18 protein-coding genes and 1 pseudogene are annotated in these 12,479 nt (G+C 42.3%); 2 read left to right on the forward strand and 17 right to left on the reverse strand.

The features are described from left to right. Positions 1 to 295: 295 nt before the first annotated feature. Both AC58P7_RS29965 and AC58P7_RS29970 read right to left on the reverse strand, forming a co-directional pair. Complete coding sequence (locus AC58P7_RS29965; protein WP_056618222.1) at positions 296 to 526, reverse strand: hypothetical protein; 231 nt, start codon at positions 524 to 526, stop codon at positions 296 to 298. Between the two features lie 150 nt (positions 527 to 676). Further along, the gene (locus AC58P7_RS29970; protein ID WP_497349574.1) at positions 677 to 1,288 is read right to left on the reverse strand and encodes a stage II sporulation protein M; all 612 of its coding nucleotides are present in this window, start codon (positions 1,286 to 1,288) and stop codon (positions 677 to 679) included. A gap of 112 nt (positions 1,289 to 1,400) precedes the next feature. Between AC58P7_RS29970 and pdaB the strand changes: the two genes are divergently transcribed. Next, positions 1,401 to 2,183 (forward strand): polysaccharide deacetylase family sporulation protein PdaB, encoded by a 783-nt coding sequence (gene pdaB, locus AC58P7_RS29975; protein WP_497349576.1) that lies wholly within the window; start codon positions 1,401 to 1,403, stop codon positions 2,181 to 2,183. A 26-nt stretch (positions 2,184 to 2,209) separates the two neighbouring features. Here pdaB and AC58P7_RS29980 read toward each other — a convergent pair whose 3' ends face one another. Next, positions 2,210 to 2,806 carry a KinB-signaling pathway activation protein gene (locus AC58P7_RS29980; protein WP_497349578.1) on the reverse strand — a complete coding sequence of 199 codons (597 nt, stop codon included), beginning with the start codon at positions 2,804 to 2,806 and terminating at the stop codon, positions 2,210 to 2,212. 139 nt (positions 2,807 to 2,945) lie between these two features. On the opposite strand from AC58P7_RS29980, the gene gerD reads away from it, so the two are divergent. Then, a complete protein-coding gene (gerD, locus tag AC58P7_RS29985; RefSeq protein WP_497349580.1) occupies positions 2,946 to 3,731 on the forward strand; it encodes a spore germination lipoprotein GerD in 786 nt (261 codons plus the stop codon). A gap of 48 nt (positions 3,732 to 3,779) precedes the next feature. Here the strand turns inward: gerD and salA are convergent, their stop codons facing one another. From salA to AC58P7_RS30055, 14 genes and pseudogenes are all read right to left on the reverse strand, one after another. After that, a complete protein-coding gene (salA, locus tag AC58P7_RS29990) occupies positions 3,780 to 4,871 on the reverse strand; it encodes an iron-sulfur carrier protein/transcriptional regulator SalA (protein ID WP_497349582.1) in 1,092 nt (363 codons plus the stop codon). Between the two features lie 54 nt (positions 4,872 to 4,925). Then, positions 4,926 to 5,687: an N-acetylmuramoyl-L-alanine amidase CwlD gene (cwlD, locus tag AC58P7_RS29995; protein ID WP_497349584.1), complete on the reverse strand. Its 762-nt coding sequence runs from the start codon at positions 5,685 to 5,687 to the stop codon at positions 4,926 to 4,928. Between the two features lie 72 nt (positions 5,688 to 5,759). Then, positions 5,760 to 6,598, reverse strand: a pseudogene (gene sat / locus AC58P7_RS30000) (sulfate adenylyltransferase); the annotation flags it as partial. 23 nt (positions 6,599 to 6,621) lie between these two features. Next, on the reverse strand, positions 6,622 to 7,314 hold the full coding sequence (locus AC58P7_RS30005) for a phosphoadenylyl-sulfate reductase (RefSeq protein WP_497349586.1): 693 nt from the start codon (positions 7,312 to 7,314) through the stop codon (positions 6,622 to 6,624). 225 nt (positions 7,315 to 7,539) lie between these two features. Continuing rightward, entirely contained in the window at positions 7,540 to 7,932 is a 393-nt protein-coding gene (rpsI, locus tag AC58P7_RS30010; protein ID WP_028557465.1) for a 30S ribosomal protein S9, read from the reverse strand. A gap of 18 nt (positions 7,933 to 7,950) precedes the next feature. Then, positions 7,951 to 8,388 (reverse strand): 50S ribosomal protein L13, encoded by a 438-nt coding sequence (rplM, locus tag AC58P7_RS30015; RefSeq protein ID WP_497349588.1) that lies wholly within the window; start codon positions 8,386 to 8,388, stop codon positions 7,951 to 7,953. Between the two features lie 174 nt (positions 8,389 to 8,562). Next, entirely contained in the window at positions 8,563 to 9,324 is a 762-nt protein-coding gene (gene truA, locus AC58P7_RS30020) for a tRNA pseudouridine(38-40) synthase TruA (protein WP_497349590.1), read from the reverse strand. A gap of 141 nt (positions 9,325 to 9,465) precedes the next feature. Next, positions 9,466 to 9,831, reverse strand: a complete 366-nt coding sequence (rplQ, locus tag AC58P7_RS30025) for a 50S ribosomal protein L17 (protein ID WP_028557468.1) — start codon at positions 9,829 to 9,831, stop codon at positions 9,466 to 9,468. Between the two features lie 24 nt (positions 9,832 to 9,855). Next, the gene (locus AC58P7_RS30030; RefSeq protein ID WP_056618255.1) at positions 9,856 to 10,800 is read right to left on the reverse strand and encodes a DNA-directed RNA polymerase subunit alpha; all 945 of its coding nucleotides are present in this window, start codon (positions 10,798 to 10,800) and stop codon (positions 9,856 to 9,858) included. A gap of 125 nt (positions 10,801 to 10,925) precedes the next feature. Next, a complete protein-coding gene (gene rpsK, locus AC58P7_RS30035; protein WP_028557470.1) occupies positions 10,926 to 11,321 on the reverse strand; it encodes a 30S ribosomal protein S11 in 396 nt (131 codons plus the stop codon). Between the two features lie 18 nt (positions 11,322 to 11,339). Then, the gene (rpsM, locus tag AC58P7_RS30040) at positions 11,340 to 11,708 is read right to left on the reverse strand and encodes a 30S ribosomal protein S13 (protein WP_028557471.1); all 369 of its coding nucleotides are present in this window, start codon (positions 11,706 to 11,708) and stop codon (positions 11,340 to 11,342) included. A 19-nt stretch (positions 11,709 to 11,727) separates the two neighbouring features. After that, positions 11,728 to 11,841, reverse strand: a complete 114-nt coding sequence (gene rpmJ / locus AC58P7_RS30045; protein ID WP_003333770.1) for a 50S ribosomal protein L36 — start codon at positions 11,839 to 11,841, stop codon at positions 11,728 to 11,730. A 105-nt stretch (positions 11,842 to 11,946) separates the two neighbouring features. Continuing rightward, complete coding sequence (gene infA / locus AC58P7_RS30050) at positions 11,947 to 12,165, reverse strand: translation initiation factor IF-1 (protein ID WP_009676800.1); 219 nt, start codon at positions 12,163 to 12,165, stop codon at positions 11,947 to 11,949. 2 nt (positions 12,166 to 12,167) lie between these two features. Beyond that, on the reverse strand, positions 12,168 to 12,473 hold the full coding sequence (locus AC58P7_RS30055; protein WP_497349592.1) for a hypothetical protein: 306 nt from the start codon (positions 12,471 to 12,473) through the stop codon (positions 12,168 to 12,170). Positions 12,474 to 12,479: the final 6 nt, after the last annotated feature.

Consider the following 12,479-nt stretch of genomic DNA (forward strand, 5'->3'; position numbering starts at 1 on the left):
AGCTTAATTGCTCATTTGCGTTGCTAGCGAGATTTTGCAATCTCTTTTTTGAACGATTTCTCGTTCGTGCTTACTCACTCGTTGTTCAGTTTTCAAAGATCAATTTCTTTCATTTTGTTCGTCGTCCGTTTAGCGGCGACTTTTTCAATATATCACAGTCTCAGCGAAGATTGCAAGTCTTTTTTTTCGAAAAGATTTTTGTGAACATCGCTTTCGAGATGACTCGCTCGCATTGTTTCGAAGTGACGAGTTATAAAATAACACAGGTAGAGAGGGTAAGTCAAGCACTTACCCCCTATTTTTTTTGAGCTTGGTAATTACGGTTTCTCGCGTACTTCGATATTTCCTTCGGTGTCGCCAGGCGAGCATACATCCTAAATATGACCTTGTACCTGGATTCTATAGCTCCCTTTATCTCTTGATCAATTCTCTTATCATTGAGATCGAATAACATTTCATCTAATTCTTTGCGCAGTACATAATCTAATTCTCTACATTCTCTCTCATTGAACAAAAATCCGAGCATACATCCATCCAAACCCCTCTCGACTGTAGAGATTCATGGCACTAACAGTTTGTTAGGCAGATAAGTAGGCCAATCATGTACCTTCTTCATTTCCGCCTTATTGTTATGCTCAGATTTTGCCAGTTTTATGACAGAGAGATTGAAAATATTTTACAAATGCACCAACCAGTAGGTAAGTGTACTTTCAATTATGGCTGCAATTAATAGAAGAACGACGATTCCAACGCTAAGCGGCTTGGTTAATTGGAGTATTCTCATGAATTCAATCCGAGCACTTCTTTTCTCGGCCGGTACTAGAAGCTGTACAGCCATTTTCCAAACTAGCATTCCTAACTTCAGTCCATATGCACAGGCAAGTAATATGACAGGGATCTCGATGATACCATGTGGTAATATCCCCTTCAGTACAATAGACCAGGTACTGCCATTCGTCTGCAGGGAGAGTACGTAACCAAGAATCATCCCATTGGCAATTAGCATAAAAAGAGGCAGTACACCTAAGAAAAGTCCAAAGAATACAATAATAACGGACTTAATTGCATTGTTCAAAAAGATAAAAATGAATAACCATACCTGCGGGTTCTCTTTGGTGCTTATCGATTTAATCATAGGCTGGAGTCCCGCTAACTGCTTTTCCAAAAAATGCGAAAACTGCTCAGAGTTTGCCCATCCCATATAAAAGCTGAAGCCAAATACAAGTACACCCACAATAAAGTAATGTTTCATTTCTTTAAAATGTCTAATTAATCCCTTAAAATTCATTTTAATTCCTCCAATTTCGGAAGCATAAGTACTATGTGTACGAGCATACATTATTTACTAAAGGGTAAACAAGCTTATCAACTGCCTGACATAAAGGAGGTACAAGCTATTCATGAACTACTTCTTCGTCATTAACGCACGAAAATTCAAACAATACTTATTCATTGCTCTCGCCATTATCTTCTCAGCAGCCATTGTATATTCCGAACAGAGTAACGTATCTGTCTTTATGAACTCTGAACCATCCGCTATTTACAGCGTACAAACCGAAAAAAAGGTTATAGCTCTAACTTTTGATATCTCCTGGGGAGATACTCGTGCAGAACCCATCCTGAAAATCCTAAAGGACAATGGCGTTAAGGATGCAACGTTCTTCTTATCTTCACCTTGGAGCAAGAGTCATCCTGACATTGTTGCGCACATCAAAAGCTATGGTTTCGAGATTGGCAGTCACGGCAATAAATTCGATAACTACAGCACACTTAGTGATGAGGAAATCCGAAGCCAAATTTCAACTGCTCATGGGATTTTGACAGAATTGATTGGAAAAGAGCCTAATCTCATCCGTCTACCTAATGGTGATTTCGACAAACGTGTGTTACGTATTGCAGATGATCTCGGATATTCAGTCATTCAATGGGATACAGACTCTCAGGATTGGTTGAATAAAGGTGTCGACACCCTTGTTAACCGCGTAGTAAGTAAGGCACATCCCGGGGACATCGTTCTACTTCATGCGAGCGATTCCTCTCAACAAACACATGAGGCTTTACCTGCTATCATTCAACAATTACGTGCAAAAGGTTATCAATTCGTGAGCGTAAGTGAGCTTATTAAACAAACCCAGGTTGAAACTACGCCTGTCGAGGATCAAGCAATGAAACAAATACAATGAATAGATTGAAAAAAGAGCTAATTGAATTAGCTCTTTTTGTTATCCAATATTTTATGTAGGGTCAGAATTTGCCATGAATTACATACGAATAACGGTGCCAACATAAATAGACTTGACGCTGAGTTATCCAACTTCAATGCAGGTACGGCCTCAAGTACAGTTACTGCAGACATAAAAAACAAGGTAGGAATGAACGCATTACGATTCGTCATTTTTACCTTCCAATAGCTTACGGCCAAGGAAATCACCAGAACAATTGCTGGTAAGACGAAGTAACCGATTAAAGATTCTGAACTTTCAAAATTAGTCTTCCTCAAGTAGACAAGGTCGAATAGGACAACAATGACAACGGCTAGCTGCAGTAAATCCCAAACTGTTTTGGAACGTATAATGCCAACAGCAATAAATCTAACGATTAAATAAGCAAAAAAGCCCATTTGACTCAAAACGCTTATGGTAGCTCCACCGAGAATCATATTTATCAGGTTAAATCCTACGGCCGATAAACCCATTACGGAAAATTCTTTGTCGGAAAATTGAAGGATAAGTCCAATCCCAGTGGATACAACCACTCCTAATAACATTGTTGTCCAAAATAAGTGAAACCATTTACGCAAAGTCACGTCCAATTACCTCCACACATCAACTCTAATTGTTAATTGTACCAACCTTTGCGATAAAAAGCCAATTATGACCCCTTATATTCTGTCCCTAACCACACATACTAAGACCATTAAAGTTAAGGGAAGGGAGCATGTAGTTATGCTAAAAACAAGACTTAGAAAGCTTCACGTCCTACCGGTTATTTCAATGGCTTTACTTCTCGCTGCTTGCGGAACCGATAACTCCTCTCAAGGTCAATCACAAGCGAATACGTATAAAGAACAAAAAACAATGATCCTTGATATCCTTAAATCCGATGATGGTAAAAAAGCGATCAGCGCGGCAAATCGAAGTATTATGAATGGCGACGTTGGCACAAATAGTATTGCTGGACAGTCTCAAATTAAGCTGCTGTCCGCAAATGAATCCCTTCAACTTCAGATGGCTGTTAAGGATGTTCTGACTGCTAAAGAAAATAATATGTTCTTGACCGATATGATGAAGGACCCTAAGTTCGCAGGGGACTTTGCTCTTGCCATTCAAAAAGAAACTAAACAAATGTTCAAAGAATTATTGAAAGATCCTACGTACCAAAAATCACTTATTGATGTGATGAAAAACCCGGACTACGAGAAAATGGTACTTGATGTCATGAAAACAGCACCCTACCGCCAGCAAATGATGACAGTCATGGAAGAATCGATACAAAGTCCACTTTTTCGTGCTCAAATGGTTGAATTACTTAAGTCCGCTATCGCGCAACAAAGTAAGCCTGATCAAATGCCTTCTGCGAAAAGCGCAGAGAAAGGCGGCGATTCAGGAAAAGAAGGCGATAAGAAAGGCGACAGCGGAGGTGGAGATGAGAAGAAGAAGGATGATTCTTCCGGTGACTCCGAAAAACAAGGAGAAGAGAAAAAGGATAGCGGTTCGGATTCTGGTTCTTAAGCAAAAAAGGAAGAGGTTGCAGACTTTCTCTGCTCCCTCTTCCTTTTGTTATGCGTCAAGCTTCGTAATAATTCTATCTGCTATTTCCAAATAAATTCGCCCAGCTTTGGATTCTGCCTTATACACGGATGGCGAGTAATCCTTTTCGGATATATGGTTGTCAGGAGCGCCCAATGGAATCTGCGCTAAAAGCTCGCTATGCAAGTCTTCCGCAAGCTTAGCCCCGCCACCTCTACCAAAAATGTAGTCTATACTGCCATCCTTACTTTCATAATAGGACATATTCTCAACGATACCCAGTATTTCGTGATTCGTCTGAATGGCCATTGCACCTGCTCTTGCTGCTACAAAAGCAGCGGTTGCATGCGGAGTGGTGACAATGACTTCTTTACTTTGAGGAATGAGCTGATGCACATCAAGTGCAACATCCCCTGTACCTGGAGGAAGATCTAACAAGATATACTCCACATCCCCCCAATCGACTTCATTGAAGAAGTTACGAAGCATTTTGCCGAGCATCGGTCCACGCCAAACAACAGGTGCATTGTCTTGGACAAAGAAGCCCATCGAAATTACTTTCACTCCGAATTTCTCAACAGGAATAATCACATTCTCAACGAGTTGCGGCTGTTCTTCAATCCCCATCATATCCGGGATACTGAAGCCATATATATCCGCATCGATGATCCCAACCTTTTTCCCCTTACGAGCTAAGGCGACTGCTAGATTAACCGTAACAGTTGATTTACCCACTCCACCCTTACCACTCGCGACAGCAATGAACTCAACCGTAGAGGATTGTCCAAGAATCGGTTGCTGAATGGGAGGTTGCACCGGTTTTGGCGGATTTGTTTGATCCGACTGCTGCGCAGGACCTTCCAAACGACTCCGTTCATGATCTGTCATCAATCTAAAACGGATATGAACCTGAGGTACTCCTATATTGGCTAAAGATTGTTGAATGAATGCTTTGGCTTGCTCTTTGTATCCCTCATCCTCTGTTACGACGATTAAACTTAAGGATACGGCATCTTCCTTCACCATTACATCACGAATCAAATTTAATTCTACTACGCTTTTATTGAACTGAGGTTCTATTAGCGTGTTCAACGCTTCTAGTATTTGATCTTTATGTACCATAGCCACATCACACCTTTATTGGGACATTGTCTTCGCGGCTTTAATTATAACACATTATGAAGCAGATCCCACTTTTTCCCCAGCAAAATATCTCAAAATCCCTTGATAGACGGATGCAGCCAGCATCTTCTGATAGTTCTCATCTGCAAGTAATTTAGCTTCTTCCGGATTTGAGAGAAAGCCTACCTCGACAAGTGCGCTCGGGATTTTCAACGTTTTTAACAAATACACCGACTTATCCGCTACTTTCGCAACACGATCAGTATTCTCTAGGTTTCGCCTTAATTCAGCCTGTATGAGTGCAGCTAGGTTTGGATTGGCTGGATTATTCAAATAATAGAACGTTTGTGCGCCTCTCCATTTTACCGAAGGTATGCTGTTCAAATGGATACTCAAAAACATATCGGCATTATTGTTTTGGATCAAGTCGGCGCGGTTATGTAGATCTTGTGTCTTCCGTTTGCTATAGCCCTTGGTGCCAGACTCCGCCAAATCAGTATCGGTTTCTCTTGTTAACACAACGACCGCCCCGGCTTGTTGTAAATAATCACGCAACCGCAGGGTGATCGCCAAATTGATATCCTTTTCAATGACACCATCCTTACTCTCTGCCCCACCGTCTGGGCCACCATGGCCTGCATCTAGCGCAATTGTCTTACCCGATAGAGGCAGCGTCCAATCTGACCATGTCTTCGTTGTAGGGAGCTCGTACGCATAAATAAAGACAACCAACGCAATCAAAAGGGCAGAAAGCATTAGTTTCAGACTACTGTGAAAGGTTAGCCATACCACTAACCTTTTCTTCCTTTTACGCATAAAAAATCCACCTCTGTTCCCCTATAGACTCTGTAACATCTATATGGGACAGGGTGGACAAATATACCAGACTTACACTTGATATTCAGGGACTCTTAAACCTTCAATAAGTACTTCTGCTACTTCAGGACGTGTGAACTCAGGAGGTGGAAATTGGTCGTCTCTTAATAAGCCACGAACTTTCGTTCCTGAAAGCGTCATATGGTGAGACTTGTCATGTGGACATGTTTTGCTTGAAGCCATGTTACCACACTTCGTGCAGAAGAAGCTGTGCTCAAAGAATAATGGTGTTATCCCCATTTCTTCAGCCGTGAAATTACTGGAATTCTTTTGCGTTTCATATGTGCCGTAATAGTCACCCACACCCGCGTGGTCGCGTCCTACGATGAAATGAGTGCAACCGTAGTTTCTACGTACAATCGCATGCAGAATCGCCTCACGAGGGACTGCATAGCGCATAGCAGCCGGATAACGATTTCCATCGCTGATTTTTGAATATATTCATGTGCGCGGTGCACAGGATTACGTGTTTGGAAGCCTACTACAGTTTTCCAACCTTTTTCAGCGAAAATGCGGCGAGTCTCCGCTGAATCATGATAGAATTCTTCGAATTTCTTGGGCTTAGGACGATTCAGCAGCTGAATTGGTCCACCTACATTAGTTGAAGAGCGTGAGAAAAGCTTATCCACACCGGGGTGAGCCATGTCGTCTGTCTTGAAAACCTTAACAGCTTCATTTTGTTGGTTCACTTTATAGATACTTGTTAGATCCATAATCGCATACACAACATCATCTTCTACACCAACTGAAAGTGTAGCCGCGAGTTCAGGCAATACCGAAAGTGTTAAGGGGATGCTCCACACCGTTCCATCTGTCAAACGCATTGTTTCTATAACAGATGTGTAGTTCTGACAGTACCTGAATCTTTCCTAACTTACTTATGAAGTCCGCACTCTGTTTTCTCAATACTTGCCCAGCGGCCAGCACGCGGATCTTCACCTTCAGCTACAGGACGTGTGCAATGTGTGCAACCGATGCTAGGGTAGTTACGATCATGAAGTGGGTTGTAAATCACATCGTTATCACGGATATATTTCCATACATCTTCTGATGTCCAGCCAGCAAGCGGATTGAATTTGATCAAACCAAATTTCACATCATACTCAACTTTTTTGGCATTTGCACGAGTAGGCGCTTGATCACGGCGAATGCCTGTAATCCAAGCATCATAGTTTTTAAGAATGTCAGTCAATGGATCAACTTTACGAATGTTACAGCATTGGTTCGCGTCGCTTTTCCAAAGTTCATCGCCAAATTTCTCCGCTTGCTCTTCGAGCGTTAATTTAGGCAACACTTGAACGAATTTCGTTCCGTAATGTTTCTCAAGACGTTCTTTCGTTTCATACGTTTCGTCAAAATGTACATTTGTATCCAGGTAGAAAATATCTACATTCGGGTTAATCTTTTGAAGCATGTCAACCAAGACCACATCTTCTGCCCCAAAGCTACAAGCAAGTGTCAAGCTTTGGAAAGTATCTACAGCTAATTTTAATATGGCTTCAGGCGATTGATTTTCGAATTCTTCCGCAGCTTTCGTTACAAATGCTTCTTTTTCAAATAGATTCATCGTACGATTCCTCCATTAGTCGATAATCCCGACTGTTATTGTATGATTTATAATTTTATTATATCCGACTTCTACAAGGTGTCAATGACTTTTTATCATTTTGGTATTAACTTCTCTTATATGCTTCAAATTGGGATCTTTGCGAAGATAACTCAAATAAAAAAGGAAAACCTTCGCAGCCATGTAGCCGAAAAGGTTTTCCTTGCGTGCCTGAGGCACAAAATCTTAACGTTTGGAGAATTGAGGAGCACGACGTGCTGCTTTCAATCCGTATTTTTTACGCTCTTTCATCCGGGAATCACGTGTTAGGAATCCAGCTTTTTTCAAGGATCCACGGTATTCCGGATCAGCTTTCAACAACGCACGGGAGATACCGTGACGAATTGCTCCAGCTTGTCCGCTGATTCCGCCGCCATTTGCAAGTACTAGAACATCGTATTGACCGATAGTTTCAGTTAGAGCAAGTGGTTGTTTAACGATTAGCTTCAATGTTTCTAGACCGAAATACTCATCTAGATCACGTTTATTGATGATGATGCGTCCTTCACCCGGTATTAAGCGAACACGCGCTACCGAATGTTTACGACGACCCGTTCCATAATATTGAACTTGTGCCACGAAACGTTCCTCCTTATATTAACCGCGAAGATTCCAGACTTCTGGTAGTTGTGCTTGGTGCGGATGCTCTGCTCCACCGTAGACTTTAAGCTTAGTTTTCAAGCTGTCGCCTAAACGGTTCTTAGGAAGCATACCATGAACTGCGAATTCGATCATACGATCAGGCTTAGTGTTAAGTAGGTCCTGAGCGGAAGTCACTTTCAAACCACCTTGGTACAAAGAGTGACGGTAGTACATTTTGTTATGCATTTTCTTACCAGTAAGCTTAATTTGGGAAGCATTGATAACAACAACGAAATCACCAGTATCTACGTGTGGAGTGAACTCCGGTTTGTGCTTACCGCGGATAATGCTAGCAACTTCACTTGCAAGACGGCCAAGTGTTTGGCCTGCAGCGTCAACAATGTACCATTTACGCTCTACTTCATTTGGCTTAGCCATATATGTGGTGCGCATGCTTAATCCTCCTAAAAATATATCTGAAATACATAAGTTATAGTTGTTAATTTAACATAAGCGATGGATAGTTATGGTCATTTGTGATCAGGGGCTGTGGGGTAGCCGATCACGAAACGCCAAGTTATATTTTACACGATAATGTCTAAAGAATCAAGTAGCGAGATGAACTTTTTAATAGTCAACTTTCCACAAGGTTAATCCCATGGCTTCAGCTGTAGGACCCGCTTGAGACCGATCTCTGGCATCGAGAACACGCTGCATATCGCTGGATGGTCTCTTACCTTCACCTATCTGAATCAACGTCCCTACGATGATCCTCACCATGTTATAAAGAAAACCATTTCCCGTAATAATCAACCGGATCCGATCTACTTTACCCGTCGCCATTATCGCGTCAGTTTCTGTTTCCATACGTACCTCATACAAGGTTCTCACTTTGATTTCCTTATCCGTTCTCACCGTGCAAAACGAAGTAAAATCATGCTCACCTAGCAAACAAGGGAGCGCCTCTCTCATGGCTTCCACATTCAGAAGCGTGGGGTGATGATACTCGTAGTTGCGGTGAAAGACATCAGGGAAGCGCGCCGAACGAATCGTATAACAGTAAGTCTTACGTTTCGCGGCTTTGCGAGAGTGAAAAGTAGGAAGGACTTCTTCCGCGGTATGTGCGACGATATCCTTGGGTAGTCTAGCATTTAGAGCTAAACACCAACGTTCCACGGGAATCTTAGAACTCGTTGTAAAATTAATAACCTGCGCTTTCGCATGAACACCGGCATCAGTACGCCCTGATGAAATGACTTTCACTTTCTCACCTGTCAACAAAAACACAGCCTGCTCTAACCGATATTGCACTGTGTCTGATTTAGGCTGTACCTGGAAGCCAGAGTAAGATGTGCCATCATAACTTATGGTAAAACGTAGATTTCTCAAGGCTTGTTCCTCCATGAGTCATCCTTCCTACCTAGTCTGAGTAGCTATAAACAGCTCTCGTCAGTAGAATGCGATCCAAGACTGCAAAAAAAGGGCTTCACCAGAATCTAGTGATTCCGTCCACCCTTTCCCATCCGTCTTCTATGCGCGATCTACTAGCTCTAGGTAAACCATTGGTGCTGCGTCACCGCGGCGTGGTCCCAGTTTAAGAATACGTGTGTATCCACCTGGACGCTCGGAATAACGTGGTGCCAATTCAGAGAATAGTTTTTGAATCGCATCTTGATTTTCGTTAGCAACTTCTCTACGAACAAAAGCAGCAACCTGACGGCGTGCATGAAGATCTCCGCGTTTCGCAAGAGTAATTAACTTCTCAGCGATTGAACGAATTTCTTTTGCTTTTGCTTCTGTAGTTTGAATGCGCTCATGTATGAACAGATCCGTTACCAGATCACGAAATAATGCTTTACGATTACTGGAATCGCGGTTCAATTTTCTGTAGTTCATTGAGTTAACCTCCTTCTGACAAGATTATTCCTCGGTACGTAGACCCAGACCCAGCTCTTCGAGCTTCTCTTGAACTTCTTCAAGGGATTTGCGACCTAAGTTCCGAACTTTCATCATGTCTTCTTCTGTTTTGGTAATCAGCTCTTGTACGGTATTAATCCCTGCACGTTTGAGACAGTTGTAAGAACGAACGGAAAGGTCTAGTTCTTCGATCGTCATCTCAAGAACTTTCTCTTTCTTATCTTCTTCTTTTTCAACCATAATCTCAGCGTCTTTCGCTTCATCCGTCAAACCGACGAACAAGAGCAAATGTTCAGTTAAGATTTTCGCGCCCAAGCTAACTGCTTCTTCTGGTCGAATACTTCCATCAGTCCACACTTCGAGGGTCAACTTATCATAGTTAGTCACTTGGCCGACGCGAGTATTCTCAATAGCGTAGTTTACCCGAGTAATAGGCGTGTAGATCGAATCAATTGGAATTACACCAATTGGTTGCTCTTCATGCTTATTTTTGTCTGATTGGACGTAACCGCGCCCTCTGCCCGCATGAATCCTCATATGAAGACGTGCATCTGGAGACAAGGTAGCGATGTGCAAATCCGGGTTAAGGATCTCAACATCACTATCACCACGGATATCAGCCGCAGTAATGTTACCTTCTCCTTCTGCATCAATTTCTAGCACTTTCTCCTCATCGGAGTGAATCTTCAACGATAGACCTTTAAGATTGAGGATAATTTCCGTTACATCCTCAAGCACGCCAGGAATCGTTGAAAATTCGTGCAAAACGCCATCGATTTGGACAGAGGTTACAGCTGCCCCCGGTAAGGAGGACAGTAAGATACGACGTAGTGAGTTTCCTAAGGTTGTACCGTAGCCACGCTCCAACGGCTCGATGATAAATCTACCATAAGCGCCATCTTCACTTAATGCTACAGTTTCTATTTTTGGCTTTTCGATTTCGATCATGAAATGTACCCTCCATTCAATACGTCGGTTCCCTCTGGATACTTCGTTGAAAATTTCATAGTATACCTATCCTTCAAACCATTATTCACGATTTTGGAATAATTATACTACAAAGTGATCCTGAATTATACGCGACGACGTTTTGGAGGACGGCAGCCATTATGAGGAACCGGCGTCACGTCTTTAATCAGGTTTACTTCAAGACCTGCTGCTTGCAAAGAGCGGATTGCTGCTTCACGGCCAGCGCCTGGACCTTTAACCATAACTTCAACTGTTTTCAAGCCATGCTCCATTGCTGCTTTAGCTGCTTTTTCAGCTGCCATTTGTGCTGCGAAAGGAGTACTTTTACGGGAACCTTTGAATCCAAGGTTTCCTGAACTTGCCCAAGAAATTGCGTTACCATGCGGATCCGTGATCGTTACGATCGTGTTGTTAAATGTTGAACGGATGTGTGCTACACCGCTCTCAATATTTTTCCGGTCACGACGTTTCGTACGGACGACTTTTTTAGGTTTTGCCATTAGCTCTAACCCCCTTTATTATTTCTTCTTATTAGCTACTGTACGACGAGGACCTTTACGTGTACGAGCATTCGTTTTAGTACGTTGACCACGAACAGGAAGACCACGGCGGTGACGAAGACCACGGTAGGATCCGATTTCGATCAGACGTTTGATGTTTAGGGAAATTTCACGGCGAAGATCGCCTTCTACTTTTAGGGTTTTGTCAATTACATCACGGATTTTGCTCACTTCATCTTCAGTCAAGTCACGAACGCGAGTACTCGCATCGATACCTGTGGAAGCAATGATTTTCTGAGCAGTTGTAGTGCCGATACCGAAAATGTAAGTCAACGCGATTACAACTCGTTTGTCACGAGGTAAGTCAACTCCAGCTAAACGTGCCATCTACAGAATGCACCTCCTTTTAACCTTGTTTTTGTTTGTGCTTAGGGTTTTCACAGATAACCATAACATTGCCTTTACGACGAATGACTTTACATTTCTCACAAATCGGTTTTACTGACGGTCTTACTTTCATTTTAAGCCCTCCTTTTCATCGTAAGCAACCATGTTGCGTTTTCGTTAGAAAACTTGCTTCGTAAGCATACGCCTTGAGAGAGTAACTTACTTCCAAGCCGAACATTTATTTAAAACGGTAGGTTATACGGCCTCTCGTCAAATCATAAGGCGATAATTCTACGGTAACCTTATCTCCAGGCAAAATGCGGATAAAATGCATTCTGATTTTTCCTGAAACATGGGCTAGGATTTTATGACCATTTTCCAATTCAACTTTAAACATTGCATTAGGAAGAGGTTCAATCACTGTACCTTCTACTTCAATTACATCTTCTTTGGCCACAGTCATTCTCCTTTCTCTTGTGCTTCAACTTGCATAAGTTCAACGAATTTGGCGATTGCAAAGCGCAATTTCCCATTAGTTACACGACCTGTTTCCCTAATGCTTGACGCTACTTCACTGCTAATCGTTTCTTGTAACTGAAGATGATTCAGGTTCTTCTTCTTCGGTTGATCGAATTTGCGATGATCGCCGTCGGCAAGCCAGACAAAACGATGATCCACAATGCCAATCACGACCGCATATTCTCCGGGATCTCTACCGCGAAGCACCTTTACGATTTGACCCACTTGCGGAATCTTACTATCCACTCAATT

It is taken from the genome of Paenibacillus sp. J22FR5 (assembly GCF_059691975.1).

Excerpts from the sequence above, each read along its gene's own strand:
- AC58P7_RS29965 (WP_056618222.1), bottom strand. The coding sequence starts at position 526 with ATGCTCGGATTTTTGTTCAATGAGAGAGAATGTAGAGAATTAGATTAT.
- cwlD (WP_497349584.1), bottom strand. The coding sequence starts at position 5,687 with ATGCGTAAAAGGAAGAAAAGGTTAGTGGTATGGCTAACCTTTCACAGT.
- gerD (WP_497349580.1), top strand. The coding sequence starts at position 2,946 with ATGCTAAAAACAAGACTTAGAAAGCTTCACGTCCTACCGGTTATTTCA.
- rplQ (WP_028557468.1), bottom strand. The coding sequence starts at position 9,831 with ATGAACTACAGAAAATTGAACCGCGATTCCAGTAATCGTAAAGCATTA.
- salA (WP_497349582.1), bottom strand. The coding sequence starts at position 4,871 with ATGGTACATAAAGATCAAATACTAGAAGCGTTGAACACGCTAATAGAA.
- AC58P7_RS30030 (WP_056618255.1), bottom strand. The coding sequence starts at position 10,800 with ATGATCGAAATCGAAAAGCCAAAAATAGAAACTGTAGCATTAAGTGAA.
- rpmJ (WP_003333770.1), bottom strand. The coding sequence starts at position 11,841 with ATGAAAGTAAGACCGTCAGTAAAACCGATTTGTGAGAAATGTAAAGTC.
- AC58P7_RS30005 (WP_497349586.1), bottom strand. The coding sequence starts at position 7,314 with ATGAATCTATTTGAAAAAGAAGCATTTGTAACGAAAGCTGCGGAAGAA.
- AC58P7_RS29970 (WP_497349574.1), bottom strand. The coding sequence starts at position 1,288 with ATGAATTTTAAGGGATTAATTAGACATTTTAAAGAAATGAAACATTAC.
- rpsK (WP_028557470.1), bottom strand. The coding sequence starts at position 11,321 with ATGGCAAAACCTAAAAAAGTCGTCCGTACGAAACGTCGTGACCGGAAA.
- rplM (WP_497349588.1), bottom strand. The coding sequence starts at position 8,388 with ATGCGCACCACATATATGGCTAAGCCAAATGAAGTAGAGCGTAAATGG.
- pdaB (WP_497349576.1), top strand. The coding sequence starts at position 1,401 with ATGAACTACTTCTTCGTCATTAACGCACGAAAATTCAAACAATACTTA.
- rpsM (WP_028557471.1), bottom strand. The coding sequence starts at position 11,708 with ATGGCACGTTTAGCTGGAGTTGACTTACCTCGTGACAAACGAGTTGTA.